Annotated in this window: 22 protein-coding genes and 3 pseudogenes; 9 read left to right on the forward strand and 16 right to left on the reverse strand. The window is 63.5% G+C overall.

Annotation, left to right across the window (positions count from 1 at the left end):
• Window positions 1-30 precede the first annotated feature (30 nt).
• The 3 genes from RX327_RS27220 to RX327_RS27230 form a co-directional block, all read right to left on the reverse strand.
• Window positions 31-1,224 carry a pyridoxal-phosphate-dependent aminotransferase family protein gene (locus RX327_RS27220; protein WP_317247667.1) on the reverse strand — a complete coding sequence of 398 codons (1,194 nt, stop codon included), beginning with the start codon at window positions 1,222-1,224 and terminating at the stop codon, window positions 31-33.
• Window positions 1,225-1,352: 128 nt separating this feature from the next.
• Window positions 1,353-2,636, reverse strand: coding sequence for an MFS transporter (locus tag RX327_RS27225; RefSeq protein WP_317247668.1), 1,284 nt, complete (start codon window positions 2,634-2,636; stop codon window positions 1,353-1,355).
• A gap of 61 nt (window positions 2,637-2,697) precedes the next feature.
• Window positions 2,698-3,900 (reverse strand): pyridoxal-phosphate-dependent aminotransferase family protein, encoded by a 1,203-nt coding sequence (locus RX327_RS27230; protein ID WP_050383830.1) that lies wholly within the window; start codon window positions 3,898-3,900, stop codon window positions 2,698-2,700.
• 132 nt (window positions 3,901-4,032) lie between these two features.
• Here RX327_RS27230 and RX327_RS27235 point away from each other — a divergent pair, with 132 nt between their 5' ends.
• From RX327_RS27235 to RX327_RS27245, 3 genes and pseudogenes are all read left to right on the forward strand, one after another.
• Complete coding sequence (locus RX327_RS27235; protein WP_317247669.1) at window positions 4,033-4,785, forward strand: GntR family transcriptional regulator; 753 nt, start codon at window positions 4,033-4,035, stop codon at window positions 4,783-4,785.
• A 134-nt stretch (window positions 4,786-4,919) separates the two neighbouring features.
• A pseudogene (locus tag RX327_RS27240) lies at window positions 4,920-7,899 on the forward strand (FAD-binding and (Fe-S)-binding domain-containing protein).
• On the forward strand, window positions 7,892-8,320 hold the full coding sequence (locus tag RX327_RS27245; RefSeq protein WP_317247670.1) for a GlcG/HbpS family heme-binding protein: 429 nt from the start codon (window positions 7,892-7,894) through the stop codon (window positions 8,318-8,320). Before RX327_RS27240 ends, RX327_RS27245 begins: the two are co-directional and overlap by 8 nt.
• Here RX327_RS27245 and RX327_RS27250 read toward each other — a convergent pair.
• Window positions 8,317-8,711: pseudogene (locus RX327_RS27250) on the reverse strand (IS5 family transposase); the annotation flags it as partial. The gene RX327_RS27245 and the pseudogene RX327_RS27250 overlap by 4 nt on opposite strands.
• A gap of 222 nt (window positions 8,712-8,933) precedes the next feature.
• Between RX327_RS27250 and RX327_RS27255 the strand changes: the two are divergent.
• Window positions 8,934-9,701, forward strand: a complete 768-nt coding sequence (locus RX327_RS27255) for a dienelactone hydrolase family protein (protein WP_082190514.1) — start codon at window positions 8,934-8,936, stop codon at window positions 9,699-9,701.
• Between the two features lie 194 nt (window positions 9,702-9,895).
• Here the strand turns inward: RX327_RS27255 and RX327_RS27260 are convergent, their stop codons facing one another.
• From RX327_RS27260 to RX327_RS27285, 6 genes and pseudogenes are all read right to left on the reverse strand, one after another.
• A complete protein-coding gene (locus tag RX327_RS27260) occupies window positions 9,896-10,261 on the reverse strand; it encodes a hypothetical protein (protein ID WP_050383835.1) in 366 nt (121 codons plus the stop codon).
• Entirely contained in the window at window positions 10,258-10,692 is a 435-nt protein-coding gene (locus RX327_RS27265) for a hypothetical protein (RefSeq protein ID WP_050383836.1), read from the reverse strand. Before RX327_RS27265 ends, RX327_RS27260 begins: the two co-directional genes overlap by 4 nt.
• A 61-nt stretch (window positions 10,693-10,753) precedes the next feature.
• Window positions 10,754-12,094: a metallophosphoesterase family protein gene (locus RX327_RS27270; RefSeq protein WP_244481850.1), complete on the reverse strand. Its 1,341-nt coding sequence runs from the start codon at window positions 12,092-12,094 to the stop codon at window positions 10,754-10,756.
• 619 nt (window positions 12,095-12,713) lie between these two features.
• A pseudogene (locus RX327_RS27275) lies at window positions 12,714-13,495 on the reverse strand (enoyl-CoA hydratase/isomerase family protein).
• A gap of 79 nt (window positions 13,496-13,574) precedes the next feature.
• Complete coding sequence (locus RX327_RS27280) at window positions 13,575-15,674, reverse strand: molybdopterin oxidoreductase family protein (RefSeq protein WP_317247671.1); 2,100 nt, start codon at window positions 15,672-15,674, stop codon at window positions 13,575-13,577.
• Window positions 15,675-15,799: 125 nt separating this feature from the next.
• Window positions 15,800-16,870 carry a substrate-binding domain-containing protein gene (locus RX327_RS27285; RefSeq protein WP_244978609.1) on the reverse strand — a complete coding sequence of 357 codons (1,071 nt, stop codon included), beginning with the start codon at window positions 16,868-16,870 and terminating at the stop codon, window positions 15,800-15,802.
• 205 nt (window positions 16,871-17,075) lie between these two features.
• On the opposite strand from RX327_RS27285, the gene RX327_RS27290 reads away from it, so the two are divergent.
• Window positions 17,076-17,996 (forward strand): tripartite tricarboxylate transporter substrate binding protein, encoded by a 921-nt coding sequence (locus tag RX327_RS27290; protein WP_410712199.1) that lies wholly within the window; start codon window positions 17,076-17,078, stop codon window positions 17,994-17,996.
• A 38-nt stretch (window positions 17,997-18,034) separates the two neighbouring features.
• A complete protein-coding gene (locus RX327_RS27295) occupies window positions 18,035-18,742 on the forward strand; it encodes a molybdate ABC transporter substrate-binding protein (RefSeq protein ID WP_050383840.1) in 708 nt (235 codons plus the stop codon).
• On the opposite strand, the gene RX327_RS27300 is transcribed toward RX327_RS27295, so the two are convergent.
• Complete coding sequence (locus RX327_RS27300; protein WP_317247672.1) at window positions 18,739-19,545, reverse strand: glucose 1-dehydrogenase; 807 nt, start codon at window positions 19,543-19,545, stop codon at window positions 18,739-18,741. The two genes, RX327_RS27295 and RX327_RS27300, sit on opposite strands and share 4 nt — an antisense overlap.
• Window positions 19,546-19,708: 163 nt before the next feature.
• Here RX327_RS27300 and RX327_RS27305 point away from each other — a divergent pair, with 163 nt between their 5' ends.
• The 3 genes from RX327_RS27305 to RX327_RS27315 are packed head-to-tail and all read left to right on the forward strand — an operon-like array spanning window position 19,709 to window position 22,610.
• Complete coding sequence (locus tag RX327_RS27305; RefSeq protein ID WP_063779898.1) at window positions 19,709-20,395, forward strand: cyclase family protein; 687 nt, start codon at window positions 19,709-19,711, stop codon at window positions 20,393-20,395.
• A 24-nt stretch (window positions 20,396-20,419) separates the two neighbouring features.
• Complete coding sequence (locus tag RX327_RS27310) at window positions 20,420-21,412, forward strand: tripartite tricarboxylate transporter substrate binding protein (RefSeq protein ID WP_317247673.1); 993 nt, start codon at window positions 20,420-20,422, stop codon at window positions 21,410-21,412.
• Window positions 21,333-22,610, forward strand: coding sequence for an amidohydrolase family protein (locus tag RX327_RS27315; protein ID WP_244978610.1), 1,278 nt, complete (start codon window positions 21,333-21,335; stop codon window positions 22,608-22,610). Before RX327_RS27310 ends, RX327_RS27315 begins: the two co-directional genes overlap by 80 nt.
• A gap of 64 nt (window positions 22,611-22,674) precedes the next feature.
• On the opposite strand, the gene RX327_RS27320 is transcribed toward RX327_RS27315, so the two are convergent.
• From RX327_RS27320 to RX327_RS27340, 5 genes are all read right to left on the reverse strand, one after another.
• Entirely contained in the window at window positions 22,675-22,944 is a 270-nt protein-coding gene (locus RX327_RS27320; RefSeq protein WP_028352146.1) for a hypothetical protein, read from the reverse strand.
• Between the two features lie 132 nt (window positions 22,945-23,076).
• Window positions 23,077-23,814 carry a Crp/Fnr family transcriptional regulator gene (locus RX327_RS27325; protein WP_317251334.1) on the reverse strand — a complete coding sequence of 246 codons (738 nt, stop codon included), beginning with the start codon at window positions 23,812-23,814 and terminating at the stop codon, window positions 23,077-23,079.
• 295 nt (window positions 23,815-24,109) lie between these two features.
• On the reverse strand, window positions 24,110-24,946 hold the full coding sequence (locus RX327_RS27330; RefSeq protein ID WP_050383846.1) for a phosphodiesterase: 837 nt from the start codon (window positions 24,944-24,946) through the stop codon (window positions 24,110-24,112).
• Window positions 24,947-24,949: 3 nt separating this feature from the next.
• Window positions 24,950-26,014 carry an ABC transporter ATP-binding protein gene (locus tag RX327_RS27335; protein ID WP_317247674.1) on the reverse strand — a complete coding sequence of 355 codons (1,065 nt, stop codon included), beginning with the start codon at window positions 26,012-26,014 and terminating at the stop codon, window positions 24,950-24,952.
• Window positions 26,011-26,796 carry an ABC transporter permease gene (locus RX327_RS27340; protein WP_028336858.1) on the reverse strand — a complete coding sequence of 262 codons (786 nt, stop codon included), beginning with the start codon at window positions 26,794-26,796 and terminating at the stop codon, window positions 26,011-26,013. The genes RX327_RS27335 and RX327_RS27340 overlap by 4 nt, the downstream gene beginning before the upstream one ends.
• Window positions 26,797-26,798 lie beyond the last annotated feature (2 nt).

Below are 26,798 nucleotides of genomic sequence, written 5' to 3' on the forward strand. Positions count from 1 at the left end.
GTTTGCGATTCGATTTCAGGCGACAGCCCTTTAAGCGACAGCCCTCGACTGTGCGGCGTCACGTCCCTTCAGGACGTCCATGGCCGCGAGCACGCCGCCGCTCCGGTGCGGGATCTTTGCAAGATCCAGGCCCATCTCGACGCCGGCAAGCGTGCCCATCAGCATCAGATCGTTGAAATGGCCGATATGGCCGATGCGGAACACCTTGCCCTTGACCTTGTTCAGGCCGGTGCCGAGCGACATGTCGAAGTTTTCCAGCACGACCTTGCGGAAATGATCGGCATCGTGGCCGTCGGGTACCCGCACCGCGGTCAGCGCCGGCGAGTGTGCGCCCTGCTCCTGGCATTGTGTCTCGAGGCCCCAGACCTTGATCGCCGCGCGCGTCGCTTCGCTGTGGCGCTTGTGGCGGGCGAAGACGTTCTCGAGGCCCTCCTCCTCCAGCATCTTCACGGCCTCGCGCAGGCCGTAGAGCAGGTTGGTGGCGGGCGTGTAGGGGAAGGTGCCGAGCTTGTTGAAGTTGATCACCTCCTGCCAATCCCAGTAGGAACGCATGCCCGGGTTGGCCTTGGCCGCGGCAAGCGCCTTCTCCGAGACGGCGTTGAAGCCGAGGCCGGGCGGCAGCATCAGGCCCTTCTGCGAGCCCGCGACCGAGACGTCGATGCCCCAGGCATCGTGTTCATATTCCATCGAGCCGAGACCGGAGATGGTGTCGACCATCAACAGCGCCGGATGCTTGACGCGGTCGAGCAGCTTGCGCACGTCCGCAGGCGGCGTCACGCAGCCGGTCGAGGTCTCGTTGTGGACGACGCAGACCGCCTTGATCTTGTGCTGCTTGTCGGCGGCGAGGCGCTTCTCGATCTCGGCGAGATCGGCGCCATGGCGCCAGTCGCCCGGGATGAAGTCGACGTCGAGCTTGAACTTGTCGGCGATGCCGCGCCACAGCACGGCAAACTGGCCGGTCTCGCACATCACGACCTTGTCGCCGGGCGCGAACACATTGACCATCGCCGCTTCCCAGGCGCCGGTGCCCGACGAGGGGAAGATGATCACGGGCTGCTTGGTGCGGAACACGCGCTGCATCGCAGCGAGAACGGCGAAACCGAGCTCGGCGAACTCCGGACCGCGGTGGTCCAGCGTCGGCATGTCCATCGCCCGCAGCACCCGGTCGGGCACGTTGGTCGGTCCTGGAATCTGTAAGAAATGCCTTCCAGTATGCACGGTCATCGGCGTCCTTCCCGGTCTCGTCTTGGTCGTGGCGAGCCGCTCGCATATCACTATTCGCCGGGCTTGTCCCTCGCCCGGCGGGGGTCGGTCATGCATATCTGACGGCGCTCCGCCGGGCCGGCAGCGCCTCATTCGGCGGCCACCACCTTGCCCGGCACCACCAATTCGTTCGTCTCCTCGAACGGCCGCTCGGGATGCATCAGGAACGCCGAGAAACCGCCGACCAGCAGCAGGCCCATCGACATCAGGAACGGCAGGTACCAGTTTCCGGTGGCGTCGATGACGAAGCCGGCGACCAGCGGCGAGACGATGGCCGCGAAAGCCGAGCCGGTGTTCATGATCCCCGCGGCGGTGCCGGAATATTTCGCCGCGATGTCCATCGGGATCGACCACATGGGCCCGATCACGAGCTCGGCACAGAAGAATCCGGCCGACAGGCAGAGCGCCACCACCGTGATGTCGTGAACGAACAGGATCGGCATCAGCGACAGCAGCGCGCCGGCGAAGCCCACGACCGTCACGCTGAGCCGCGCCAGCCGTACATTGCCGGTGCGCTCGAGAATGCGGTCGGAGATGACGCCGCCGACGCTGTCGCCGACGACGCCGGCAAAGAACACGCCGGATGCGAACAGCGCCGAGTTCTTCAGATCGAGGCTGTAGTTGTTCTTGAAGAACAGCGGCAGCCAGTTGAGATAGAGCCACAGGCACCAGCCGTAGCAGAAATAGGTCAGCGTCACCGGCCACATCCGCTGCAGCAGCGGTCCCCACGGCACCTTCGGCCGCTCGCCCTGCGGACGCGGCGGCAAGGTCGCAAGCTCGGCCGCGGTGATCGAGCCATGGTCCCGCGGCTCGTTGCGGAAATACCAGACCCACGCGATGCCCCAGATCAGGCTGACAACGCCGAGCACGACGAACGCGCCGCGCCAGGTCAGCCAGAGGATCAGGAGCGCGACCACCGGCGGAGTGATCGCATTGCCGAGCCGTGCGAACGAATGCGTCAGGCCTTGCGCGAAGCCGCGGCGGTTCGCAGGCGTCCAGTACTGCATCGCGCGCGTCGCGGTCGGAAATGTCGCGCCTTCGCCGAACCCCAGCGCGAAACGCGCGACGAACAGCGCGGCAAGGCCATGGACAAAGCCGGTCATGATGGTCGCCGCGGCCCAGATCATGCCGCACCAGAACAAGGTCTGGCGCGGCCCGAAGCGATCGCCGACCCAGCCGCCGATCACCTGGAACAGCAGGTACGGATAGGCGAAGGCCGAGAACACCAGACCGAGCTCGGTGTTGGACAGGCCGAGCTCCTTCTGGATCTCGCCGGCCGCGGTGCCGATGTTCACCCGGTCCACATAGGTGATGAAGTACATCACGCAGAGCATGGCCAACACGACATGGGTGGCCTTGAACCGAAGCCTCATATCATCCCCTCCCCCGATCCGCGATTGTTCTGAGTTCGTTGTGCTGCGGATGCCGTGGCTGCTAGGTGCTGACCACCTTCAGATGCGACGACGCGTTGCGCTGGTCGCGCTGCTCGAGAAGCCGCATCGCGGCCTCGACGCCTCCCGGGCGATGCGGGACGCCGGCGACCGACAGCCCCATCTCGACGCCGGTCAGCGCGCCAAGCAGCGTCAGCTCGTTGCACTCGCCGAGATGACCGATGCGGAACACCTTGCCCGCGACCTTCGACAGGCCGGCGCCGAGCGACATGTTGAAATTGTCGAGCACGACCTTGCGGAACTGATCGGCATCATGGCCGGGCGGCATCATCACCGCGGTCAGCACCGGCGAGAATTCCGAGGGCTCCTGGCACAGCACCTCGAGCCCCCACTGATTGACGGCGGCGCGCGTGGCGGCGGCCAGCCGCTGATGGCGGGCGAACACGTTGTCGAGCCCCTCCTCCAACAGCATCGCGATCGCCTCGCGCAGCCCGTAGAGCAGGTTCGTCGCCGGCGTATAGGGGAAGAAGCCCTTGGCGTTCGGCTTCAGCATTTCCTCCCAGTCGAAATAGGAGCGCGGCATCCGGTTGGTGCGCGACGCGGCGCGCGCCTTCTCCGAGATGGCGTTGAAGCCGAGGCCAGGCGGCAGCATGAAGCCCTTCTGCGAGCAGCTGACGCTGACGTCGACCTTCCACTCGTCGTGCCGGTAATCGACCGAGCCCAGCGAGGAAATGGTGTCGACCATCAGGAGCGCCGGATGCGCGGTGCGGTCGATGGCGGCACGGATGTCCGAGATCCGGCTGGTCGCGCCGGTCGAGGTCTCGTTGTGGACGACCATCACCGCCTTGATGCTGTGCGCGGTGTCGGCGGCAAGCCTGGCTTCAATCTGGATCGGGTCGGCGCCACGGCGCCAGTCGCCGGGCATGAAATCCACCTCGATGCCAAAGCGGCCGGCCATCTGCCGCCACAGGGTGGCGAAGTGGCCGGTCTCGACCATCAGGACCTTGTCGCCCGGCGACAGGGTATTGACGATCGCGGCCTCCCAGGCGCCGGTCCCGGATGACGGGAAGATCACCACCGGACCCCTGGTCTGAAACACCTTCTGGCTGCCCTCGAGCACGGCACGGCCGAGCGCGGCGAATTCGGCGCTGCGGTGGTCGATGACCGGCATGTCCATCGCCCGAAGAATGCGATCCGGGACCGGGCTCGGCCCTGGAATCTGCAGAAAATGGCGCCCTTGATGCATGAGAACCTCCCAATCGCCGGATTTCGACTCCTCGGCGAGTTATTTTGCATTCATTTTTTGTCTTTTCAATCCAATTTTGGTATTCGATTGAAAGCATCGACGCGACCGCGCCGGCAAATTATTGTTCAGAATATGAAATCCGCGATTCCCGAAGCCGGGGTTCCGATCAGCCCGCCCGCCGCCGGCAACGGCGGCGACCGCCAGGAGGCCTCGCTTCACGGCGAGATCCTGCTGCGGCTCCGCGACTATGTGGTGGAAGGCAACATTCCCGAGGGCGCCCGCGTTCCAGAGCGGCAGCTCTGCGAGATGCTGGGCATCTCCAGGACGCCGCTGCGCGAAGCGCTCAAGGTGCTGGCCGCCGAAGGCCTGATCGAGCTCTTGCCCAACCGCGGCGCGCGGGTGCGCCGGCTCAGCCCGCGCGACCTCGAGGAGCTGTTCGACGTCATGGCCGGGCTCGAGAGCCTCGCCGGACGACTGGCATGCGAGATCATCACCGACGAGGAAATCGTCGCGATCGAGCGCCTGCACTACGAGATGTACGGCCATTATCTGCACCGCGACATGCACGGCTATTTCCAGACCAACCAGCAAATCCACGAGAGCATCGTTGCGGCCGCGCGCAACGAGGCGCTGAAGGCGACCTACGCCAACTTCGCCGGCCGGATCCGTCGCGTGCGCTATTCCGCCAATTTCGCCCGCAAGCGGCAGCGCTGGGCCGAGGCGATGCGCGAGCACGAGGCGATCCTCGATGCGCTGCGCCGGCGCGCGGCAAGCGAGCTCAGCGACATCCTGTTCCAGCACCTGCGCAACAAGCGGGCCGCCGCCATCGATCACCTCGCGGAGGGGCCGGACAGCGGCCTGGAGACGACGCCCCGGAACGACTAAAAGGGGCCGGCACAAGGATGGCTGGAGGGCAGCCATCCTTGCCCATTATGAATTCATAATGTAATTCTCACGTCGAGAGAATGCATAATCCATGCGCAACCCTTTGTTGCGTCATGGATCACATCGGATCTGGGATGAAGAACGCCACCTCGCTCGAACAGCGCCTGCGGTCCGAACTGGCCGGCGACGTCCTGTTCGACCCCTTCAGCCGCGGCCGCTACGCCACCGATGCCTCGTTCTACCAGATCATGCCGGCCGGCGTGGTGGTGCCGCGCAGCATGGACGAGGCGCTGCGGGCACTGGCGATCGCCCGCGACGAGGGGCTGAAGGTCACCCCCCGCGGCGGCGGCACCTCGCAATGCGGCCAGACCGTCAACGACGGCCTGATGGTCGATCTCTCCAAGCATCTCAACCGGATCCTGTCGCTCGACGTCGAGAACCGCACCTGCGTGGTCGAGCCCGGCATCGTGCTCGACGACCTCAACCGCCAGCTCAGGAAGCACGGCCTGTGGTTTCCGGTCGACGTCTCCACCGCCTCGCGCGCCACCATCGGCGGCATGGCCGGCAACAATTCCTGCGGCGGCCGCTCGCTTCGCTACGGCACCATGCGCGACAACACGTTGTCGATGGAGGCCGCCCTCGCCGACGGCACGCTGCTGCATTTCGGCGAGGTGCCGCGCGACCTGACGCGGGTCAATTCGTCCGACAGCGGACTGAAGCTGTTTCGCGACATGCTCGATCTCGGCGAGCGCGAGGCGCTCGAGATCGCCGACAAATTCCCCAAGAGTGCAGCGCCGCGTCGGCGGCTACAATCTCGACGCCTTGGTGCCGCGCAATGCACCGAACAACATGGCACATCTCCTGGTCGGCTCCGAAGGCACCCTCGCCTTCACCACCAAGGTCGAGCTGAAGCTGTGGCCCGTGATCCGCAACAAGGTGCTCGGCGTCTGCCATTTCGGCAGCTTCTACGAAGCGATGGATGCGGCCCAGCATCTGGTGAAGCTGAAGCCGATCGCGGTCGAGCTGGTCGACCGCACCATGATCGCGCTCGGCCGCGACATCGCGATGTTCCGCCCGATCATCTCCGCCGCCATCAAGGGCGATCCGGACGCCGTGCTGGTGGTCGAATTCGCGGAAGACGACCAGGCTGATAATCTGGCGCGGCTCAGGCAGCTCGACGAGCTGATGGGCGATCTCGGCTTCGGCTGGAATAACGACAAGCGCAAATGGGGCGGCGTGGTGGAGGTCACCGAGCCCGCGCTGCAGAGCGGCATTGCCGACTTCCGCGCCGCCGGCCTCAACGTCATGATGTCGATGAAGCAGGAGGGCAAGCCGGTCTCCTTCGTCGAGGACTGCGCGGTGCCGCTGCCGCATCTGGCCGATTACACCGCGCGGCTGAACGAGGTGTTCGCCAGGCACGGCACCAGCGGCACGATGTATGCGCACGCCTCGGAGGGCTGCCTGCATGTACGTCCGGTGCTGAACCTGAAACTGGAGAAAGACGTCAAGACGATGCGCTCCATCGCCGAGGAAGCCTTCGCGCTGGTGCGCGAGTACAAGGGCTCGCATTCCGGCGAGCATGGCGATGGGCTGGTGCGCTCGGAATTCCACGAGACCATGTTCGGCGAGCGCCTCGTCGCCGATTTCAAGGAAGTCAAGGAGCGCTTCGATCCCGGCAACACGCTCAACCCCGGGAAGATCGTCGATGCGCCCAAAATGGACGACCGTTCGCTGTTCCGCTACCGGCCGGACTATCGCGTCACTGAGCTGAAGACCAGGCTCGACTGGTCGGCTTATCCCGGCGCCGGCGGCGGTTTCCAGGGCGCGGTCGAGATGTGCAACAACAACGGCGCCTGCCGCAAGCTCGAGGGCGGCGTGATGTGCCCGTCCTACCGCGCGACGCGCAACGAGAAGGACGTCACGCGAGGGCGTGCGAACACCTTGCGCCTCGCGATCTCCGGCCAGCTCGGCCCCCGCGCACTTGCCTCCGACAAGATGATGGAAACGCTGAAGCTCTGCGTCTCCTGCAAGGCCTGCCGCCATGAGTGCCCGACCGGCGTCGACATGGCCAAGATGAAGATCGAGGTGCTGGCCGCGCGCGCTACCGCGCACGGCCTGACTCTGCGGGATCGGCTCGTGGGCTACCTCCCGCGCTATGCCGGTCTCGCGTCGCGCTTTGCCCCGATCGCGAACTGGCGTAACCGGAGCCCGCTGCTGCGCGCGCTGTTCGAGAAACTCGCAGGGATCAGCGCCAAGCGCGCATTGCCGGAATTTCGCAGCGACACGTTCCGGCCCGACGCCACGGTGCTGGGTCCGGCGGATGGCCGCGAAGTCGTTCTGTTCGCCGACACGTTCAACCGCATCTATGAGCGCGAGAATCTCGACGCGGCGCTACGCGTTCTGGTGGCCGGCGGCTATCGCGTGCATCTGCCGAGGCCATCGGACGGCGGACGGCCGCCGTGCTGCGGGCGAACGTTCCTGTCGGCCGGACTGGTTGAGCAGGCCCGCGCCGAACTCGACCGGCTGGTTGCGACCTACGTCCCGTTCGCGGCCCGCGGCGTGCCGATCATCGGTCTCGAGCCAAGCTGCCTTCTCACGTTGCGCGACGAGCTGCTGTCGCTGCGCTCGGATGAGGCCGCCAAGACCGTCAGCGCGCACGCGCTGCTGTTCGAGGAATTTCTGGCGCGCGAAGCGGAAGCCGGACGACTGGCGTTGCCGCTCGGCGCCGTCCCCGGCAAGGCCGTGGTGCATGGTCATTGCCACCAAAAGTCCTTCGGCGCCTTCAAGCCGGTCGAGCAGGTGCTGCGCCTCGTCCCCGGCCTGGAGGTCGAGACCATCGAGTCCAGTTGCTGCGGCATGGCGGGCGCCTTCGGTTACGGCGCGGACACTTATGACGCCTCGATCGAGATGGCCGAGCTGTCGCTGCTGCCGGCTGTCAGAGGCGCCGATCAGGACACGCTGATCGTGGCCGACGGGACCTCATGCCGGCACCAGATCAAGGACGGCAGCGGGCGCACGCCGCTGCATGTCGCCAGCGTATTGGCGATGAGCCTGAAACGTGCGAAATCGAATTCCGACAGATTGTTACCGACAAAGGAAGAGGCCCATGGCTGAGCTCACTCTCGAAACTGCCCGCAAGATTCTGGATGCCGCGCTGGCCAAGGGGGTCGAGAAGAAGTTCAAGCCGCTGGTCGTCACCATCCTGGACGCGCGCGGCGTGCTCAAGCTCGCAGCCGCGCAGGACGGCACCAGCCTGATGCGCGCCGAGATCGCCCACGGCAAGGCCTATGGCGCGCTCGCCATGGGCATGGGTTCGCGGGCCCTGTTCCAGCGTGCGCAGGAGCAGGCCTATTTCATCGATGCCGTGAACACCATGGCCAAGGGTGCGCTGGTGCCGGTCCCCGGCGGCGTGCTGATCATGGACGGCACGACGCTGCTCGGCGCGGTCGGCGTCAGCGGCGACACCTCGGACAATGACGAGATCTGCGCCGTGGCCGGCATCGAAGCCGCCGGCCTCAAGGCCAACGCGGGCTAGGACGCGGACTCATTAAGGCGCGGCCAAAGCCTGGTTGACGCGAATTGAACGAAGGCAAGGTAGTTGGCGGCGAGCCTGTCATAGCGTGTCGCCACCCGACGACACTGTTTGATCCGGTTGAAGAACCGCTCGACCCGATTGCGAGCGCGGTAGAGATAGGGGCTGAAGCAGATCGGATCGCTGCGATCGCTTTTCGGCGGATGTTGGCCCACGCGCCTCTTTTCATGGCCAGCTCTCTGATCCAGTCGGCGTCATAACCACGATCGGCAAGCAGCATCGATCCGGATTTCAGACGAGACAACAGTTTTCAGGCAAGTCGAACGTCGTGGGCCTCACCGGGGCTCAGCGCCAGTCGTACCGGCAGACCATTGCTATCGACTACCGCGGCAATGCTTCTGCCCGGGCCCCGGTTCGGCGCTCATAGCGTAGAAGCGGACATTAACTTGCCGACAACCCCGTTGGATCCGTCGAAAATGACCCGAAGCCGACCTCGCATCTTCGGTGAGGCCCTCGACGACCTTCCTGACCACAATGCCTTACTCGTCGAGCGACGACACCTTGCGCGTTTGCTGTTTGGACGCTTCAATGATGCATCCAGTTAAGATTTGGGCTAATGGCGAACCTGACAGTATCGATTGCTAACGCGCCGTCCGGGGCTGAAACACTCGCGGTCTCGTGGATCTCGATAGATGCTCCGGGACTGGGCATCACGTCGGCAGCGGTGGCTCGACCTGATGGCGCAGGCCCATTTCCTTCACTTCTTCTGTTGCATGGTAGCCATGGCTTCGCGCACGAATATGTGCGTTTGGCTCGGGATCTCGCCCGCACCGGTCTGCTCGCTGTGGCAGCCGGTTGGTTTCGAGAAGGCATCGGCAACGGGGTGCGGTTCATAACCCCGATCGCATGCCCGGAGATGCCTCCAGCTCCCGATCCACTGAGTCCGCAGGCCATGCGAACAGTGGATGCGCTGATGCAAGCGCTACGTACTCTGCCGGATGCATGCCCGGATCAGATTGGGCTCTTTGGGCACTCACGAGGTGGCGGCGCTGCCCTGAACTACACTCTTCGAGCAGGTGGCGTGCGAGCCGCCGTCCTTAACTCGGCAAGGTACCCAAGCCAGCTGACAGCGCTCGTTTCCGACTTGAACACGCCTCTCTTAATATTGCACGGCACAGCGGACAGCGTCGCGGACGGCGGGACCGAGTTTACCAACATAAGGATGGCGCGTGATTTCGAGCAGGCAGCGCGCGCATCTGGAAAGGTAGTGGAGACCGCGTACTACGAGGGGGGCCGACACAACGACATCTTCGAGAGCTCCGTTCGCTATCTCGATGCGGTCCACCGCATGTCAGCTTTTTTGCTGCGCCATCTTGGCACCTGACCCTTGCAGGACCTCACCACGAATGTGGCGCAGCAATAGGGCCGGTTGCGCCGCACTCGCGCTCGATCGACCTCTCCGTTCCTGGCTCAAGACCGAGCCTCTGAAGTGGCTACGTCTGCTCGTGGCCCTTTGCTGACATTCGGGCGACGCCGCTGGATGTCGCCTTTTGACCCATTGCAGAAGTCGCACTCAAGTCAGAGCCGAAACCAAGGCAGAGTGAGATAGACGCACGCGATCATCGAGAGTGTAGGAATTAGCCACACCCATCCCGACCAAACGTATCGCGCCGAACCTCCGGGCAGCGAAGCAGCAACAAGGCCGACCATCAGTGCCCCGAGCGCGGCGGTCGCGGCCCACCCGTACCAGTACGTCGCGGGAGCCAGAAATCCCATCGCAGGGTCAGCAACGTCTCGCGAATGATGCGTGCCCGCGAGCACGATGCCAAGCGACGGAAAAACGGTGAAAAGAGCAAGGTCCTTTGCGAGTGCGACCACGTAGAGGACGGCGAACGTGGTCCCGAATGCAAATGCAAAGCGGCGGAACGGGGCTGAAGATGTCATGAGCCAAAACCCATGATGTTGTTGGCGACGTGACCGGACAGAAAGCCCCACCAAACGATGAAGGCAAGTATCGAGGTGAGCGCGACGCGCATTTGGGTAGGCTCATCGGCAACCGGCCGTCGCCAGCAAACCCAGTAGGCGGGCAACAACGCCAATCCGATAGCGGCGAAATGTTCCTTGATGTCGAAGAAGCCGAGGACATACCAGTGACCCGCACGCTCCAATTCGGGCCTGACATCTACACGGAAAAAAAGGTAAATGATCCCACCCAGCAGGGTGGAAATGGCATACAGGACTACCACGGCATTGGCGAACGAGGCCGACGGTATGGAGCGAAAGCGGCCAAAGAAAGAGCCGGGTCGCGCGTCCGCCGATCCCCATGCCGCTAAAGTCTGGTGTGTTATCGCGCCAAGCAGTGCGACCGCGACCAAGCCGTGAATGATCAGAATAGCTGTCGCCAGGACCTCGCTCCCGTAAAAACCGGCATCCTGCTCACTTGAAGAGTTCCTCAGTCCTGAATGGCTCCGCCGACCACGGACGGAAGCGATTGAGGGTGAATTTCGTCTTCTGGCCGGGTTCAACGTCCACCAGGACGTAATTGTATTCCTCTTGCGGAGGCTGGCCCTTCCAGTAGAGGTCCTGCGGATAGTCAGCGGGCACCTTGATGCTGGTTCGCCCCGGCAGGATTGGGTCTTGTTCTGCGCCTCCACCGCCCAACATCAGATACTTTACCCCATCTACGTCGTAGATTTCCGTGGTGTGGACGTGCCCGTTCAATACGACCACCTCCATGTCCTTGGCATACGACGCAATCGCCTTGTGTGGGTTATCGGGAGCCGGGATCGGGCCTAAGCCCGACCGCGCAAACACGGGATAATGGAAGACGATAAACACCTTCCGAATACCGTTGGCCTTCGCCTCGTCCATCCACTTTTGAAGCTGGGTCATCTGCTCGGCATATTTTGGCCGATCAGCGTCCCACAGCGACGGCGAACGGTAGTCGTACTTGCCACTCCAGAGATAGATGAAGCGGGTGCCCTTGAAGTCGAATTTGTAGATGAGGTTTTCCGGCGTGACGCCGAATTTTTTCAGATACGGGACAGCCGAAAGAACGCCCTCAATCTTTGGGTCGGCCCACACCTCATGATTGCCTACACTCATGAAAAAACGTCCATCCAGACCGGCTGCGCGCAGCTCGTCATCCGGCGGGGGTAGCTTCTTCAACATCGTATCGTTCACGCGCTTCCAGTATGGGCTGTCAGTGACGGTCAAGCCCTGATTGCCCCACCAGACGGCGTCACCACTATTGACCACGAATTTGGCGCGACCTGATTGAACGTCCTTCACGATTTCACGGGTCACCCATTCGCCGCCCTGAAGCCGGAACATCGTCCGATGCACTCCAGGAAGCAGTTTCAAGTCTTCTACGGATGCCTCAGTGACCCAGCCTTTATCTAGCGTCAGGGTCATCACTTCCGTCTTAGATGCGAACGGCATGACTACCTTGATAAGGTCCTTGGTGACCGGATCGAAGATCATCTTCACATCCTTCGCTACGACGGCCTCGGCGACCTTTTCCGGCATGACCAACCCGAACATCTCGACGAAGAACTTGCTGAGGTCCGGCTGCCCTTCCTTCAGCGGGAGGTACATCATCGGGCGGGTGTCCCCGACCGCTGCGAACGAAAACCCGGCCCCTTCGGTAGACGGTGCTTGCGCGGTCGTTGTTTGCGCCTGCGCATTGGGAGCAAGCGGCACGGAGAGCACTGGCAGCGTTGTGAATGCACCAAGTACGAGGCGCCGACTGAGTGCGTTACGCCGGGAGAATTGCATGATAATCACCCCTGATCGAGGAGAGGGAATGGACCGCCGCACAGGGTGCGCAAACAACCGCAGGTAAGCTTGACATAGATCAACGCAGTCACCAGCCGTCGGCATTCCAACGTTTTTTTTTGCAATCAGTGAGAAGGGTGGTTGTTCTAACCAGTCGATCGAATAACGACCCATTGCGGCGGCGCACGAGTTTGCGTTTGGCCCATCGCGACATATTGCGCTGCCGCACTACCACGGCCGCTATAGTGGCAAAGCGGACATCGCGTTCGTCGCGCCACGCCGCAGGGCTTATGGGTACACGGCCTAGCGTCCCCTCCGTTCCGATGGAATCGGAACGAGGGTCTAGATTCCCGTTTTCGCGCATTTTCTTTACGCAAACCAGTTTCCACTTCGCCCGGAGCGCATCTCACGACGCGTTCCGGCGTCTCCGCGAGCGAGGCGGGCCGGGAGCACAATTTCGGAATATTAGAAATGTATTCCTGATTTGCCCGACGTGTCAAGTTGCCTTGTCGAACGCCGGCAGGCGTCGGCCCCTTTGCATGGGGTTGTTTTCGATATTTTGCCAGTGCGCGCCTGCGGCGGCCGCAGGCAGCGCGAGGTGAAGCGGCACAGCGATGTCTCAGCGTCCGGTCCAGGTCGGCTTGCGCTTCTCGCTGAACGCCTTCAGCCCCTCCTTGGCGTCCTCGGTCATCGCCAGCAGTGCGATCTGGCTTTCGGTATAGGCGATGCTCTCGTCGAACGACATCGAGGCGATCGCCCGCATGGCGTATTTGCCGCGGCGGATCGCGGTCGGCGATTTGTCGACGATGCGGCCGATCAGCCAATCGACCTTGGCGTCGAGCTCGGCGGTGGGCACGACGTAGTTGAGAAGGCCCGCGGCCTGTGCGGCCTTGGCGTCGAACGGCTCGCCCGTGAGTGCCCATTCATTCACGAGGCGCGGCGGCGCGATGCTCTGGAGCAGGCTCAGCACCTGCATCGGGAAGACGCCGACCTTCACTTCCGGCAGGCCGAAGACGACGTGATCGGCCGCGACCGCCATATCGGTCATGCACAAAAGGCCCATGCCGCCGGCCATGCAGACACCACCGACCCGCGCAATCGCCGGCTTGGTGGCGTTCTGTGAGAGACGCAACAGATCGGCATAGTCGACATTTGGGCGCGAGAATGATCCATCGCGAAAGCCGCGCCGGAATTCTGCAAATCGGCGCCGGCGCAGAACGCCTTGTCGCCGGCGCCCGTCAGCACGATGACGCGGACGTCCTTGTCCTCATGCGCGTCGCGATATCCTTTGCTGATGCCGGCGATCACGTCGCCGTTCAGCGCGTTGCGCTTCTCCGGCCGGTTGATGATGATCCAGAACGCCTGCCCGCGCTTTTCGAGAAGAACGCTGTTGTCGGTCATGTTTCCTGCCTGTTTTCTTGCCTGTGCGCTGTTGTCAGCGCACATTTGCGGCAGGATCGGCGCCGACTGCAAGCAGGATTTATGCGGCGGCCGATGCCTTCCTGATCCAGACCTTGTTGTCGTGGAACGCGGCCCCGCCGATCGGCGCGATCGTGTCCGCGCCCGTCAGCATGTTGATGCCGCGGCCGCCGATGTGGTTCTTGTTGGGATGAACGGACTCTGCGATCAGCACACCGCGCCGCACGCCCTCGAACAGCGTTGCGACCAGCGTGGTCTCGCCGCGGCTGTTGCCGAGCGTCACGGCGTCGCCGTCGGCGATCGACAGGCTGGCTGCGTCGTCGGGATGGATCATCACGGTCGGCGCGCCCTCGCGGGCCTGCGACGACGGCGTTTCGTTGAAACTGGTGTTGAGGAAGCTGCGGGACGGCGAGGTCGCAAGACGGAACGGATGCTGCGCGTCCGCCTCCTCGATGATGGTCCAGTGGTCGGGCAGCGAAGGCATCTTGTCCCATGCGCCCATCAGCCCGCCGGTGCCGACCGGCACCTTGCCCCAGTCGGCCTTGAAGTGGAACTTCTTGTCGGCATGAGCAAAGCCATCGAGATAGTGCGAGGTGCGGAAATCCGGCTGCAGGTCGCGCCAGAGATCGGCTTCGAGGCCGGCGATGTCGCCGTGATCGCTCAACCTCAAGGTCGCATCGATCAATTCGCGCGGCGTCATCTCGAAGCCCGGATGCACGGCGTTGAGCCGGCGGCCGAGCCCCTGCAAAACCTCGTGGTTGGAGCGGCATTCGCCGGGCGGATCGATCAGCTTCGGTCCGACCGAGATGTGCTGGTGGCCGCCGCCGTAGTAGAGATCGTCGTGCTCCATGAACATGGTCGCCGGCAGCACGATGTCGGCCATCTGGGCCGTCTCGGTCATGAATTGCTCGTGCACCGCCACGAACAGATCCTCGCGCGCAAAGCCCTGCCGCACCAGCGCCTGCTCCGGCGCGACCGTCATCGGGTTGGTGTTCTGGATCAGCATCGCCTTGACCGGGCCCTTGCCTTGCAGGGCTTCGGCATCGCCGGTGAGGATGCGGCCGATTTGCGACTGGTCGAGCGCGCGCGTCGACTTGTCGATCGCGTCGTGGCCTTCGATGATGGATTCGTCGAAACGCCAGATTCCGGCATTGTTGAAGAACGCGCCGCCGCCTTCATATTGCCAGGCGCCCGTCACCGCGGGAATGCACAGCGCCGCATGCATCTGCGTCGCGCCGTTGCGCGAGCGGGTGAAGCCGTAACCGAGGCGCAAGAACGAGCGCTTGGTCTGTCCGACCAGCCGCGCAAATGCCTCGATCTCCTCGACCGGAACGCCCGAGATCACCGAGGCCCATTCCGGCGTGCGGGTCTTCAGATGCGCCTCCAGCTCGTCCGGGCAGTCAGTATAGCGCGCAAGATAATCGCGATCGGCATAACCGTCGCGAAACAGGACATGCATCACGCCGCAGGCAAATGCGCCGTCGGTGCCGGGGCGCAGGATGATCTTGATGTCAGCCTGCTTCATGGTCTCGTTGTCGTAGATGTCGACCGCGGCGATCTTCGCGCCGCGCTCCTTGCGCGCACGGGCGGCGTGCGTCATCACGTTGACCTGGGTGTTGACGGGATTGGTGCCCCAGATCACGACGAGGTCGGACAGCGCCATCTCGCGCGGATCGACGCCGGCGATCTTGCCGGTGCCGATCGCGTAGCCAATGCGCGCGACGTTGGCGCAGATGGTTTGATAGAAGCGCGAATATTTCTTCACATGGGTGAGGCGGTTGAGGCCGTCGCGCATCACGAGGCCCATCGTGCCGGCGTAGTAATAGGGCCAGATCGATTCCGCGCCGAACTCGCGCTCGGCCTCGTTGAAGCGGTCCGCGATCTCGTCCAGCGCCTCGTCCCAGGAGATCCGCGCGAATTGCCCTGAGCCCTTCGCACCCGTTCGGCGCATCGGATACATCAGCCGTTCGGGGTGATGGATGCGCTCGGCATAGCGGGCGACCTTGGCGCAGACGACGCCGGCCGTGTAGGTCTGCTGCTTCGAGCCGCGGACGCGGCCGATCGAGCGTCCCTCGATCACCTCGACGTCGAGCGCACATGCCGAGGGGCAGTCGTGCGGACAGGTGGAATGGCGGATGTCGACCTTGGCATGCTGGTTCATGGCCAAATTGGTAACATCAAATATCTCCCCCGCCGAGGGGCATTATTGACCCAGCCGGCGCGAAATCCGGGCACGTGCCATGCGGCAGGCGCCCGGACGGTCAGCTGTTGGCCTGAGCCGTCCCATCAGACGCGGAAGATACGCGTGTATCGCGATTTGATCGATTCCCCTTCCCGCTCGACTGCCACCGGATCGTCCTTCATCGTCTTGATGTCCCTTAGCGGCCTGCGTCCAGCCTTCTCCTTGGCCTGCGCGTGCACCGATCTGAGGCCGCCGATCTCGACATTGAGCTGCTGGCCCTCACGCCCGAGCGCGAAGGACTGGAACAGCCTGGCGGCATTCGGATGCGGACAGTCCTTGAAGATCCCGTTGGGGCCGACGATGATCGGTGACCCCTCGGTGGCGTAGACCGGCTCGACCGGGCGGCCGGCCTCCTTCATCTGGAAGATGTTGTATTCGTTGCCGTCGGCCATGACAGCACGCTCGCCGAGATCGAGCTTCTTGGGTGGATCCGTCGAGGACTGCACCTGCATGATGTTCTGCTTGGCAAGCTGCTCGAAAAAGCTCCAGCCGAGATCGCGCTGCATCTGATAGGTCGCGGTCATGATGGTGCCGCTATAGCCGGGATGCGCCTTGACGATCTTGCCCTTCCATTTCGGATCCAGCAGATCGGCAAAGCTCCTGGGCGCCTCCTCGGCCTTCACGAGATTGGTGTTGTAGGCAATGATCGACAACCAGACCCGGAAGCTTGCGAATTGCCCGTCCGCGTCGCGATGCTCCTCGGGGTAGTATTTTGCGACCTCCTCCGGAACATAGGGCGCGAGAATGCCGTCGCGCTTCCACACGATGAAATGTGCGGCGTCGGAGGAATTGACGACGTCGACGGCATGAATGTTGCTGGAATATTCCTGGCCGACCCGCTGGAACACACGCTCCGCGCCGGTGCGTTCGACGCGCACGCTGATATCGGGGTATTTCGCTTCAAATGCCCTCGCCAGCTTCTCGGCAACCGGCAGATCGGTCGAGGTGTAGTAGACGACCTGTCCCTCTTTCTTCGCCGCCTCGATCAGCGTCGGCGTCACCGGTTCGGCTGGTGGCGCAGCAGCCATCACGCGCGTTGAAAGGGCGGCCCCAGCGAGCACGGCGCCCGAGCCCTTCAGCATGTCGCGGCGCGATAGCCCAGGATGTTTCCTCATATGATTCCCCGCACGCGATGGCGAAGTTTGAGTACACCGTCCTCCCGCTCTTATTCCGATGCGCGAAAACGGAGTTTGTCGTCGACAGATGCTTCAGGTTGCAGCTAGACTTCTGATCAAGAAACAAGACTAAAGTTGGGGGATTCAGTCAATGGCGAGCCTGCGATACGCCTTGGTGTTTGTCGCGGCGTTGCTGACCGAGTCCATGTCAGGCTCATATGCTGACGCCGAAGACTATCCTGCACGGCCGGTCAGGATCATCGTTCCCTTCGGTCCCGGCGGTCCGGCCGACGTCGTCGCGCGACGGATCGGCGGCATCCTGCAGGAAAGCCTCGGCCAGCCCTTCGTGGTGGAGAACCGCACCGGCGCCGGTGGCGTGATCGGCACGCTCGAGGCCGCAAAGGCACCGGCCGACGGCTACACCCTCCTGATGATGTCGAACACCCAGACCGCGAACGAATCGCTGGTACCGCAGCGCAAATATGAGCTGATGCGCGACCTGACGCCGATCGCGTCGTTGAACACTTCGGATCTCGTGATCGTGGTCCACCCCGCCGTACAGGCAAAGACCTTGCCGGAATTCATCGCCCTGGCAAAGGCCCAGCCCGGAAAGCTGAACTATGCGTCGTCTGGTCAGGGCACGCCGTACCACATGGCGGGCGAGCTGTTCAAAGCCATGGCCGGGATCGACGTCGTGCACGTGCCCTACCGCAATAGCGGCGAAGCCCGCGGCGGCGTCATCGGCGGCCAGGTCCAGATGATGATCGATGCCGTTCCCGCGATGGCGCCGAATGTCGCCGAAAAACAGGTGCGAGCGCTCGCAACGACCGGCAAGACTCGTTCGACGGTGCTGCCCAACGTTCCGACGGTGATCGAGGCGGGCGTGTCCGGCTACGAGGCGACGATCTGGCTCGGCCTGATGGCCCCGGCGGGCACGCCGAAGCCGATCGTCGACAAGCTCAACGCGGCGGTGAATGCGGCGATCAGGCGGCCCGAGGTCGAGAAGCTCTGGGCCGAGCAGGGCGCGGTGCCGATGACCATGACGCCGGAGGCGTTCGGCGCATTCCTGCGCGCCGATATCGTGAAGTGGGCAGACGCAGTCAAAAGGCTGGACAAGGCCCAGTAAGCACGCAGCGGCAGACCGCGAACGAAGGAACAGTGCGCATGAAGACGTTGAACATCCTGAGCGGCGGGGCGGCGCAGGGCCTGGTGCGCAGCCTTGCGCCCGCGTTTGAAGCCGAAACCAGCCTCGGCATTGCCGGCGATTTTGGCGCGGTCGGCGCCATGGCCGACAGATTGCGCGCCGGCGTACCGACCGACATCGTCATCCTGACCGCCGCTCTGATCGCGAAGCTTGCCGGCGAAGGGCTGGTTTTGCGCAGCTCGATCACGGACCTCGGCCGCGTTGAAACCGCCCTTGCCGTTCGGGCCGGCGATCCGTCGGTCAGCGCCGACGACGCGGCTAGCCTGCGCGCGGCATTGCTCGCCGCGGACGCGATCTTCGTGCCGGATACCAAGGCATCGACCGCAGGAATTCATGTCGCCAAGGTGCTCGCGCAGCTCGACATCGCTGATGTCGTCGCCGATCGCCTGAAGATCTTTCCGAACGGTGCGACGGCCATGCGACATCTGGCGGAGTCCAGAGACCGGCGGCCGATCGGTTGCACGCAATCGACCGAGATCATCAGCACCAGGGGTGTCGTGCTGTCGGGCACTTTGCCCCCGGGATGCGGGCTCGCGACAATGTATACGGCTGCGATCCCAACGCATGCATCATCGGCATCGCAGGCACAACGCCTGATCGCACTGCTGACGTCGCCGGAAACGTCTGCGCTACGCAGCCAGGCTGGCTTTGTTTCCGACGCAACCTAGCGCGCCAGTTGGGTGAGACCAGTCGGTGGGCCGTCGACCGCCGTCCAGCCGCCGTCGACGAACAGCGTGCTGCCGCTGACATAGCTCGCAGCATCCGAGGCGAGATAGGCCACTGCGGTGGCGACCTCGTCGGCGCTGCTCCAGCGGTTGAACACGGTGTGGCGGGCGTAGAGATCGTAGATGTCGGGACGCTGCTTGAACGGGCCGGTCAGCGCGGTCTCGGCGATGCTCGGCGCGATCGCGTTGACGCGCACGCCGGCGTGGCCCACCTCGGAGGCGAAGCCCTTCACCAGCAGGCCGATCGCTGCCTTGGTCGAACCGTAGACGCCGAGGCCCGGCTCGATGGTGACCGCGCGAACCGAGGAGCAGGCGATAATGCTGCCGCCCTTCTGCTCGACCATGATGCGGCCAAAGGCCTGAAAGAACCAGACCGTGCCCTTGACGTTGAGGTTGAGGACGCGGTCGAGATCCTCCTCGGTGTAGTCGAGGATGGTCTTGCGAATGTTGAGCCCGGGCGTCGTCACGGCGATGTCGATGCGCTGGAATTCCGCCAGCGCTTTTCCCGCCAATGCCTCGACGTCGGCACGATCGGCCGCATCGCAACTGGCTGACGTTGCCGATCCGCCCTGCTGCCGGACCGCAGCGGCCGTTGCCTCCGCGCCTTCCTGTGCTCGATCGGCGCAGACGACGCGGGCGCCGAGCCCGGCCAGCGCCTCGGCCGACGATTTGCCGATGCCCGAGGCGGCGCCGAGCACCACGGCCGTCTTGCCGGTGAGATCGAAGAGCTTGCGATAGTCGGTCACGTGAATCCTCCGTTCGGCGACGCATGCGGGAATGCAGCACTTTCCCGATTTGCTTCGGGTTCGACACCGAGGGCAAGCGCCATCTTGCACAAGCGCGGCAAACACGTCAGCATTGTGGGCAGAAGCGCGCCTGCGCCAGCTCCGTCAAGAAAGGGCACCCGTCGTGAGGATCGTCGACCTGAGCCGAGAGCTCTATCACCGCACGCCGAGCTATCCCGGCCATCCGCCCATCATGCACGGGAAGTGGAAGAACCACGAGGAAGCCCTTGCGGAATCTCGAAACGTCTATGGCCTGGCATCGATGTTCATCTCGATGCCCGACCACGGTGGAACCCACATCGATGCGCCCCGGCATTTCGGCCCGAGCGGCATACCGATCAATGAATATCCGCTGGAAAAGTGCATTGTACCGGGCATCTGTCTCGACCTTCGCCACATTGCGCCGCGTGCCGAGATCACCCCTTCCGACCTCGAGACTGCCGTGACGAAGGCCGGACGGCCAATTCCGATGGGCGGCACCGTCCTGCTCTGCACCGGCCACCATGCCCGGACGTTTCCGCGCAAGGAATACGCGACCGACAATCCCGGCGTGAATGTCGCGGCCACCGAATGGCTGGCGCAACAAGGCATCGTTCATTTCGGCATCGACTCGATGCGCCCCGGTCCCGATGGCGACGAGAACCTGCTCGTTCACAAAGCCTGCCTCGATCTCAACATCACCCACATCGAAAGCCTGTGCAATCTGGAAACCCTGCTCGGCCAGGGGCAGTTCACCTTCATCGGTCTGCCGATGAAATGGCGCGACGGGACGGCGTCGCCGATCCGCGCCGTAGCGGTATTCGACCTTTAGAATCGCGATGCGGGGGCATACCCGATGACAGGTAGATCAGCCGGTCCCTCGCGTCGTTCGATCCTGAAAGGATGCAGCGCGCTTGCGATCGCTGGCCTCGCCGGGCAGGCCAAGGCCGCGGGCTACCCGGAACGCCCGATCAAGGTCATCGTGCCGTTTGCGCCGGGCGGACCGACCGACATCATGGCCCGCATCCTCGGCACCCATCTTGGCGAAGCGCTCGGCGGCACCATCGTAGTTGAGAACCGCCCCGGTGGAGGTGGCAATATCGGGATCGGCATTGCGGCACATGCCGAGCCCGACGGCTATACGCTTCTGATCACGTCGAGCGCCTATGTCGTCAATCCCGGCCTCTACGCAAAAGTCCCGTACGATCCGGTCAGGGACTTCGCGCCGATCGCCGAGCTTGGCACATCACCGAACGTGATCCTGGTCAATCCGAAGCTCGGGATCAATTCAGTCGCCGAGCTGATCGCACGCGCAAAGGCCCACCCGGACGAACTGAACTATGCCAGCCCAGGCCTCGGGACGACGCCACATCTCGCCGGCGAGCTGTTCAAGATCATGGGTCAGATCCAGATGACACACGTGCCGTTCTCGGGCGCCGGCCCTGCCATCCAGGCAATCCTGAGCGGAACGACCCAGGTCGCTTTTGCGGCGCTTCCGCCTGCCCATCCGCACATCGAGTCAGGGGCGTTGAAAGCATTGGCCCTCACCGGAACCCATCGATGGTTCGATTTGCCTGATGTGCCGACCATGATCGAGCTCGGCTACAGGGATTTCGTGTCCGACACCTTTCAGGGCTTTCTCGCGCCTGCGAATACGCCCTCCTCCGTTGTCGCGTTGCTGTCGGCGAAATCGATCGAGATTCTAAAGACACCGAAGATCGCGGAACAGCTGCGCAACGACGGCTTCGAGGTGCTTGCAAACGGGCCCGATGGCATGCGCGGGCGTATTGCAGACGAAGTGCCGAAATGGCGCAACATCATCGCAAAGGCGGGGATCAAGCCGGTCTGAGCAGATCAACATTGCGCGACACGCACAGCGTGTGATCTTGCGAGCACTAGCCAGCATCCCTAGGCTCCCCATCCATAACAAAACAACCAGGGAGGCGATCGTCATGACCACAAGGCGGGATTTCCTGAAAGCGGGAGCAACGGCGGCGGCAGGCATCGTGTTCTGCGGCTGCGGGCACGTCCACAACGCAAATGCACAGCAATCGCGCCAACAGTTGCCGGTCACGGTCAACGGCAAACGTGTCAAGACGATCGACATCCACGCGCATTGCCATTTCCGCGAGGCGGGCGCGCTGCTCGGCGCGGACGCCGGAAAATATCAACTGCCGCCGGTCAACGGCGCCGCGGAAGCCTTCGTCGAGATCGACAAACGGCTGGCTGCGATGGATGCGCAGGCCGTCGACATGGAGGTGCTTTCGATCAATCCGTTCTGGTACGACCGCGATCGCGACCTTGCTGCGCAGATCGTGAAAATCCAGAATGAAAAGCTCGCCGAACTCTGTGCCTCGAAGCCTGACCGGTTCGCAGCTTTCGCCTCGCTGACGCTGCAGGCACCGGACCTTGCGGTGCAGGAGCTGGAGACGGCGGTGAAGAAGCAGGGGCTGAAGGGCGCGGCGATCGGCGGTGTCGTCGACGGCGCCGAATTCTCGAATCCGAAGTTTCATCCGGTATGGGCCAAGGCCGAGGAACTCAGCGTTCCCCTGTTCATCCATCCGCAGGGCGTGCCCGAGCTCAACAAGCGGCTCTCCGGCAATGGGTGGCTTGGCAACACGATCGGCAATCCGCTCGAGACGACGATCGCACTCTCCCATTTGATCTTCGAGGGCACGCTCGACCGCTTCCCGGGACTGAAAATCATCGCTGCACATGGCGGCGGTTATCTCGGCTCGTACGCCGACCGCTCGGACCATGCCTGTCTGGTTGGACCCAAGGGATGCAATCCGGAGATCAAGCTCCAGAGAACGCCGGCGGAGTACCTCAAACAGATTTACTTCGACTCTCTGATCTTCACGCCTGAGGCGATCAGGCACCTCGCCGCCCAGGTTGGCGCCGGCCAGATCGTGCTGGGAAGCGACTATCCCTATCCATGGCAACTGGCACCGGTCGACCACATCTTCGCCTCGTCGTCGCTAAGCGACGATGACAAGGCCAATATTCTCGGGCGGACCGCAGCAAAGCTGCTTGGAGTAGCCGCGTGAGGACGGCTTGCTGCTGGACAAGCGGCTGTCGTCGCGCCTTGCCGCGCGACGACGGCATCAACGATCAGTAGGCCTTCACCGTCCGGATCTCGCTGCCCGGCCGGACCGTTGGTGCCACCTGCGCGATATTGGGTATCGGATCGGTGTAGACGGTGTCGGTTCCGACGAACTCCGCTTGCGCCGCGTCCGATATCCATCTGACTGCCGCCGGATGACTGACCAGCATCCCGATCAAGGCAACGACGACGAGCAGCGGCAACGCGACAAGCTTGATGCTGAAGCTCTGGTAATTGTGCTGTGGGTCCTGCCGCCGCTTGTCGAAAGAGCTCTGCATGGATTCCTCCATATTGTGCTCCCCTGACGCGTCACTTACCGCAGCGCACGCAAGGCCGATGTGAATGGCTTCACAGGCCTTGTTCAGCTCACCGCTTCGTGAAATGCGCGACCGACCGGGCGGCCGACGCGACTACTCGCCGTCGTTCGCCCCGGCGTCGACCAGCTCCTGGAGGGTCTCGGGCTTCAACACGACGATCGCGCCATGCTCGAGCCTGACCCAACCGCGTATCGCCCACGCGCGAAGCTGCTTGTTGATGCTCTCGCGCGTCATCCCCACCATCTCGCTGATTTCCTGCTGCGTGATCGAGATGGTGCGCCCCTGCGGCTTGTGCTTGTCGCTCAGGCGCAGCAGCGCGCTGGCCAGACGGCCGGGCAGGTTCTGCAGGATGACCTGCTCGACCTGATCGCTGGTCCGGCGCAGTCTTTCGCAAAGCAGCTCGATGAACTTCATCGCAAGCGTCGGCTGGCTGCGCACGAACGGAATGAACTCGCGCCGGTCAATGACGAACAGCTCGCAATTGGTGTTGGCGGTGGCATCGGCCGTCCGCGACAAGCCGTCGAGCAGCGCGATCTCACCGAAGATCTCGCCGGCCTCGATCAGGTTCAAAATCGCGTTGCGACCATCCGGCGACGAGATGCTGATCTTGACCGTGCCCGAGATCACCGCAATCAGGCTAGTGCCCGGATCACCCTTGGAAAAGATCGTCGTACCCCGCTTCAGCGTGGTGTGCTTGGCGTAGCGGCAGAGCTGATCGAGTGCCTCGGGCTCGAGATCGGCGAAATAGGGATGCTTGCGCAACACCGACAGCTTGTTGTTCGAAAACAACAGCGCGCCGGAAGTTCGTTCTATGGGCGACGCACCGGTCATCGTGATCCAGACTGATTGTGTTGCGTTCAATCGGCCCGCCAGCACAGCGGACGCCGACAAAGCCATCGATCAATGAAAGTAGACAGAAGTATAGCCCCCCCGGGGCCCTACAGCAACAAAGGTCCGAGCCGGCGCAGTTGGGATGGAAGGCACCAAGGTACAATTTGGAATAAATCTGCGTCGATGCAACGCTCAATTGCGGGCTGCGGGCTGCCCTTGATCTGACATGCCCGGCCCATCCGCGACAATCTCGCCTGACAAGATCCCGTCTGTGCGAGGGGTCAACGCGGCCAGCTCACAGCAGCTTGCCGTCTGGCCCAAAGAACGGATGCGGCCCGTCAAACTGACCGATCGGGACCTGGTGCGTGACCAACTGTCCAAAATCCGGCCCGGGAAACCACGTGTGCAGGTGAAATGCCGGCGGTTCCACCTTGAACGATGGTTCGCGGAGCTGTCCGAGGTCCAGGTCCACTGCATGGTTCGGCGCGGGGCACAATGTCACGGGAATCCCGGCGAAGCTGGTCAGCATGGCACGATGGACGTGCCCGCAGCCGATCAAACGCACCCGCGGGTGACGCCTGACGATTGCTGCCAGCTCTGCGGCATTGAAAAGGTCCTGGCGGTCCATGTGCCAGATGCCGCCCTTGAACGGCGGGTGATGCAGGAAAAGCAGCGCGGGCCGGTCTGCTGCCGCAAGTGTCGCGTCCAGCCATTGCAGCGTCGACGGTTCGAGCATGCCATGAGGCTTCCCGGCAACGCTTGAATCAAGCAGCAGCAGATCGAGGCCATTCACCTCGATCTTCTGGTCGAGCGGGCCTGTGGCGTGAACATAGGGTGCGGCAGGAAACGCGGCACGCATCCACGCACGCGAGTCGTGATTGCCGGGAATTCCGGCAAACGGAACGCGCAGCGGCGCGAGCAGTCGCTTGAGATGGTCGTATTCCTCGACCGACGGCGTATCGACAAGGTCGCCCGAGATAACGACGAAATCGGGCGCCGGCTCGAATCCATTGATCGCCGCCACGCAGCGTTCAAGCGCCTTTGCGGTATCGACCCGACCATAGGCCAACGCTCCCGGCGGCTTGATGTGGAGGTCGGAAATCTGGGCGATGAGAACCGGTTTCGACGGCATCGATCAATCTCGTGGTTCGGAGGGAAGCAGACGGACAGCGTCGGGCGCAATCGAAAGCCCGATGCGATCGCCGATCCTGGCTTGAATCGTGTTGGGAGCGTCGACATTGAGCGGCTTGCTCGATGCATCACTCACGACGAGCCGCTGCCGGTCGCCGATGAAGCTGACGGAATCGACGATTCCCGAGAGTATCCCCTCGCCCGCCTCCGTCACGCGAATGGTTTCGGGGCGGATCATAACGGTCGCGTTCGCGGTCGTCGCGCCACACTCGATCGGCAGCCGCCCGCCGGGCAGGATCAACACGCCGTTCTCGACCGGAGCCTCCACAATGTTCGCCGCTCCGATGAACTCCGCCACAAACCGGTCCTTCGGCGCGAAGTAGACCTCGCGCGGCGTGCCGATCTGGGCGATTGCGCCTTTCCGCATCACGACAATCCGGTCGCCCAATTCCATGGCTTCGGCCTGATCATGGGTAACATAGATCGTCGTGATCCCAAGCGCGCGCAACAGCCGGTTGAGCTCGCTGCGCAGCCGGTCCCGCAGCGCGGCGTCGAGCGCGGTCAAGGGCTCGTCGAGCAGCAAGATGCCGGGCCGGATCGCGACGGCGCGCGCCAGTGCGACGCGCTGACGCTGGCCGCCCGAAAGCTGGTCGATGCGGCGATTCTCCAATCCCGTGATGTTCGTCAGAGCAACCAGCTCGGCGACGCGCGCGGCACGCTCGCCTCTGGCAACACCGCGGATCTTCAACCCGTAGGCGATATTGTCCGCCACCGTCATGTTGGGGAACAGGGCGTAGGACTGGAACACCATCCCGACATTGCGCCGCTCGATCGGGACCGAGGTCATGTCCTTGCCGTCGAACAGGACCTTGCCGCCGACATCCGGCAGCTCGAGGCCCGCGATGATGCGCAGCATCGTGGTCTTGCCGCAGCCGGACGGCCCGATCAGCACCAGCGTCTCGCCACGCGCAATGTCGAGGGTTGCGGGATCGAGCGCGCGCGTGCCGTCGGCAAAGGTCTTGCCGCACGCCTCGATCCGCACCGCTGCGCCATGCCCGGCCGTGCTCATCGCTTGTGATCCCTGTCGGCCAGCAGCTGCATCGCGACCAGCAGCGGAATGATCATCACGAAGAAGATCAACGTATAGGCCGACGCCACCTCGAGCCGCATCGAGGCGTAGCTGTCGGCGAGCCCGATCGGTAGTGTCTTCGTCAACGGCGTATGCAGCATCCAGGTCAGGTTGAATTCACCGAGCGACAGCGTGACCACCATCAATGCGCCGGCAAGAATTCCCGGCAGTGCGTTCGGCACGATGACGTCGCGGAAGCGTCGCCATGGCGACGCCCCCAGCGAAGCCGCCCCCTCATCCAGCGTCTTGATGTCCACGGTCGCGAACACCGCCATCACCGACCGCACCATGAACGGCATGGTGAAGATCACGTGCCCGACCAGGATGAACAGCCAGGAGCGGCGAAAGTCGCCGAAGCTGCCGTAGGCGAGCAGCAGTGCGAGCGCAATCGCAAGCCCGGGGATCGCCAAAGGCAACGTGATGATCTCCTCGACGATGCGCGCAAGCCGGCCTCCCCGCGCATGCAACGCATAGGCTGCGGGAACGCCGGCAAGCAGCGTGACGGCAAGGGTCGCGAATGCGATCACGAAGGAGAGCAGGATGGTACCGGCATAGAGCTCCCAGACCTGCGCGACCCATTGCAGGGTCACGCCGGACTGGATGCCCCGGAAGTAGTTCACGGTGACGCCGGCGGAGATCGACAGCCCTGCGGGGACCACCAGGAAGGCGGCAACGAGCAGCGTGAAGATGAACTGGCCGGTGAAGATCAAGCGATCGCGCATGC

Origin of the sequence: Bradyrhizobium sp. BEA-2-5, from assembly GCF_032918025.1 — a bacterium.
In the GTDB taxonomy this organism is placed as follows: Bacteria; Pseudomonadota; Alphaproteobacteria; order Rhizobiales; family Xanthobacteraceae; genus Bradyrhizobium; species Bradyrhizobium pachyrhizi.

Coding starts and splice junctions, on each gene's coding strand:
- RX327_RS27220 (WP_317247667.1), bottom strand. CDS start 1,224: ATGACCGTGCATACTGGAAGGCATTTCTTACAGATTCCAGGACCGACC.
- RX327_RS27225 (WP_317247668.1), bottom strand. CDS start 2,636: ATGAGGCTTCGGTTCAAGGCCACCCATGTCGTGTTGGCCATGCTCTGC.
- RX327_RS27230 (WP_050383830.1), bottom strand. CDS start 3,900: ATGCATCAAGGGCGCCATTTTCTGCAGATTCCAGGGCCGAGCCCGGTC.
- RX327_RS27235 (WP_317247669.1), top strand. CDS start 4,033: ATGAAATCCGCGATTCCCGAAGCCGGGGTTCCGATCAGCCCGCCCGCC.
- RX327_RS27245 (WP_317247670.1), top strand. CDS start 7,892: ATGGCTGAGCTCACTCTCGAAACTGCCCGCAAGATTCTGGATGCCGCG.
- RX327_RS27255 (WP_082190514.1), top strand. CDS start 8,934: ATGGCGAACCTGACAGTATCGATTGCTAACGCGCCGTCCGGGGCTGAA.
- RX327_RS27260 (WP_050383835.1), bottom strand. CDS start 10,261: ATGACATCTTCAGCCCCGTTCCGCCGCTTTGCATTTGCATTCGGGACC.
- RX327_RS27270 (WP_244481850.1), bottom strand. CDS start 12,094: ATGCAATTCTCCCGGCGTAACGCACTCAGTCGGCGCCTCGTACTTGGT.
- RX327_RS27280 (WP_317247671.1), bottom strand. CDS start 15,674: ATGAACCAGCATGCCAAGGTCGACATCCGCCATTCCACCTGTCCGCAC.
- RX327_RS27285 (WP_244978609.1), bottom strand. CDS start 16,870: ATGAGGAAACATCCTGGGCTATCGCGCCGCGACATGCTGAAGGGCTCG.
- RX327_RS27290 (WP_410712199.1), top strand. CDS start 17,076: ATGTCAGGCTCATATGCTGACGCCGAAGACTATCCTGCACGGCCGGTC.
- RX327_RS27295 (WP_050383840.1), top strand. CDS start 18,035: ATGAAGACGTTGAACATCCTGAGCGGCGGGGCGGCGCAGGGCCTGGTG.
- RX327_RS27310 (WP_317247673.1), top strand. CDS start 20,420: ATGACAGGTAGATCAGCCGGTCCCTCGCGTCGTTCGATCCTGAAAGGA.
- RX327_RS27315 (WP_244978610.1), top strand. CDS start 21,333: ATGGCATGCGCGGGCGTATTGCAGACGAAGTGCCGAAATGGCGCAACA.
- RX327_RS27320 (WP_028352146.1), bottom strand. CDS start 22,944: ATGCAGAGCTCTTTCGACAAGCGGCGGCAGGACCCACAGCACAATTAC.
- RX327_RS27325 (WP_317251334.1), bottom strand. CDS start 23,814: ATGACCGGTGCGTCGCCCATAGAACGAACTTCCGGCGCGCTGTTGTTT.
- RX327_RS27330 (WP_050383846.1), bottom strand. CDS start 24,946: ATGCCGTCGAAACCGGTTCTCATCGCCCAGATTTCCGACCTCCACATC.
- RX327_RS27335 (WP_317247674.1), bottom strand. CDS start 26,014: ATGAGCACGGCCGGGCATGGCGCAGCGGTGCGGATCGAGGCGTGCGGC.
- RX327_RS27340 (WP_028336858.1), bottom strand. CDS start 26,796: ATGCGCGATCGCTTGATCTTCACCGGCCAGTTCATCTTCACGCTGCTC.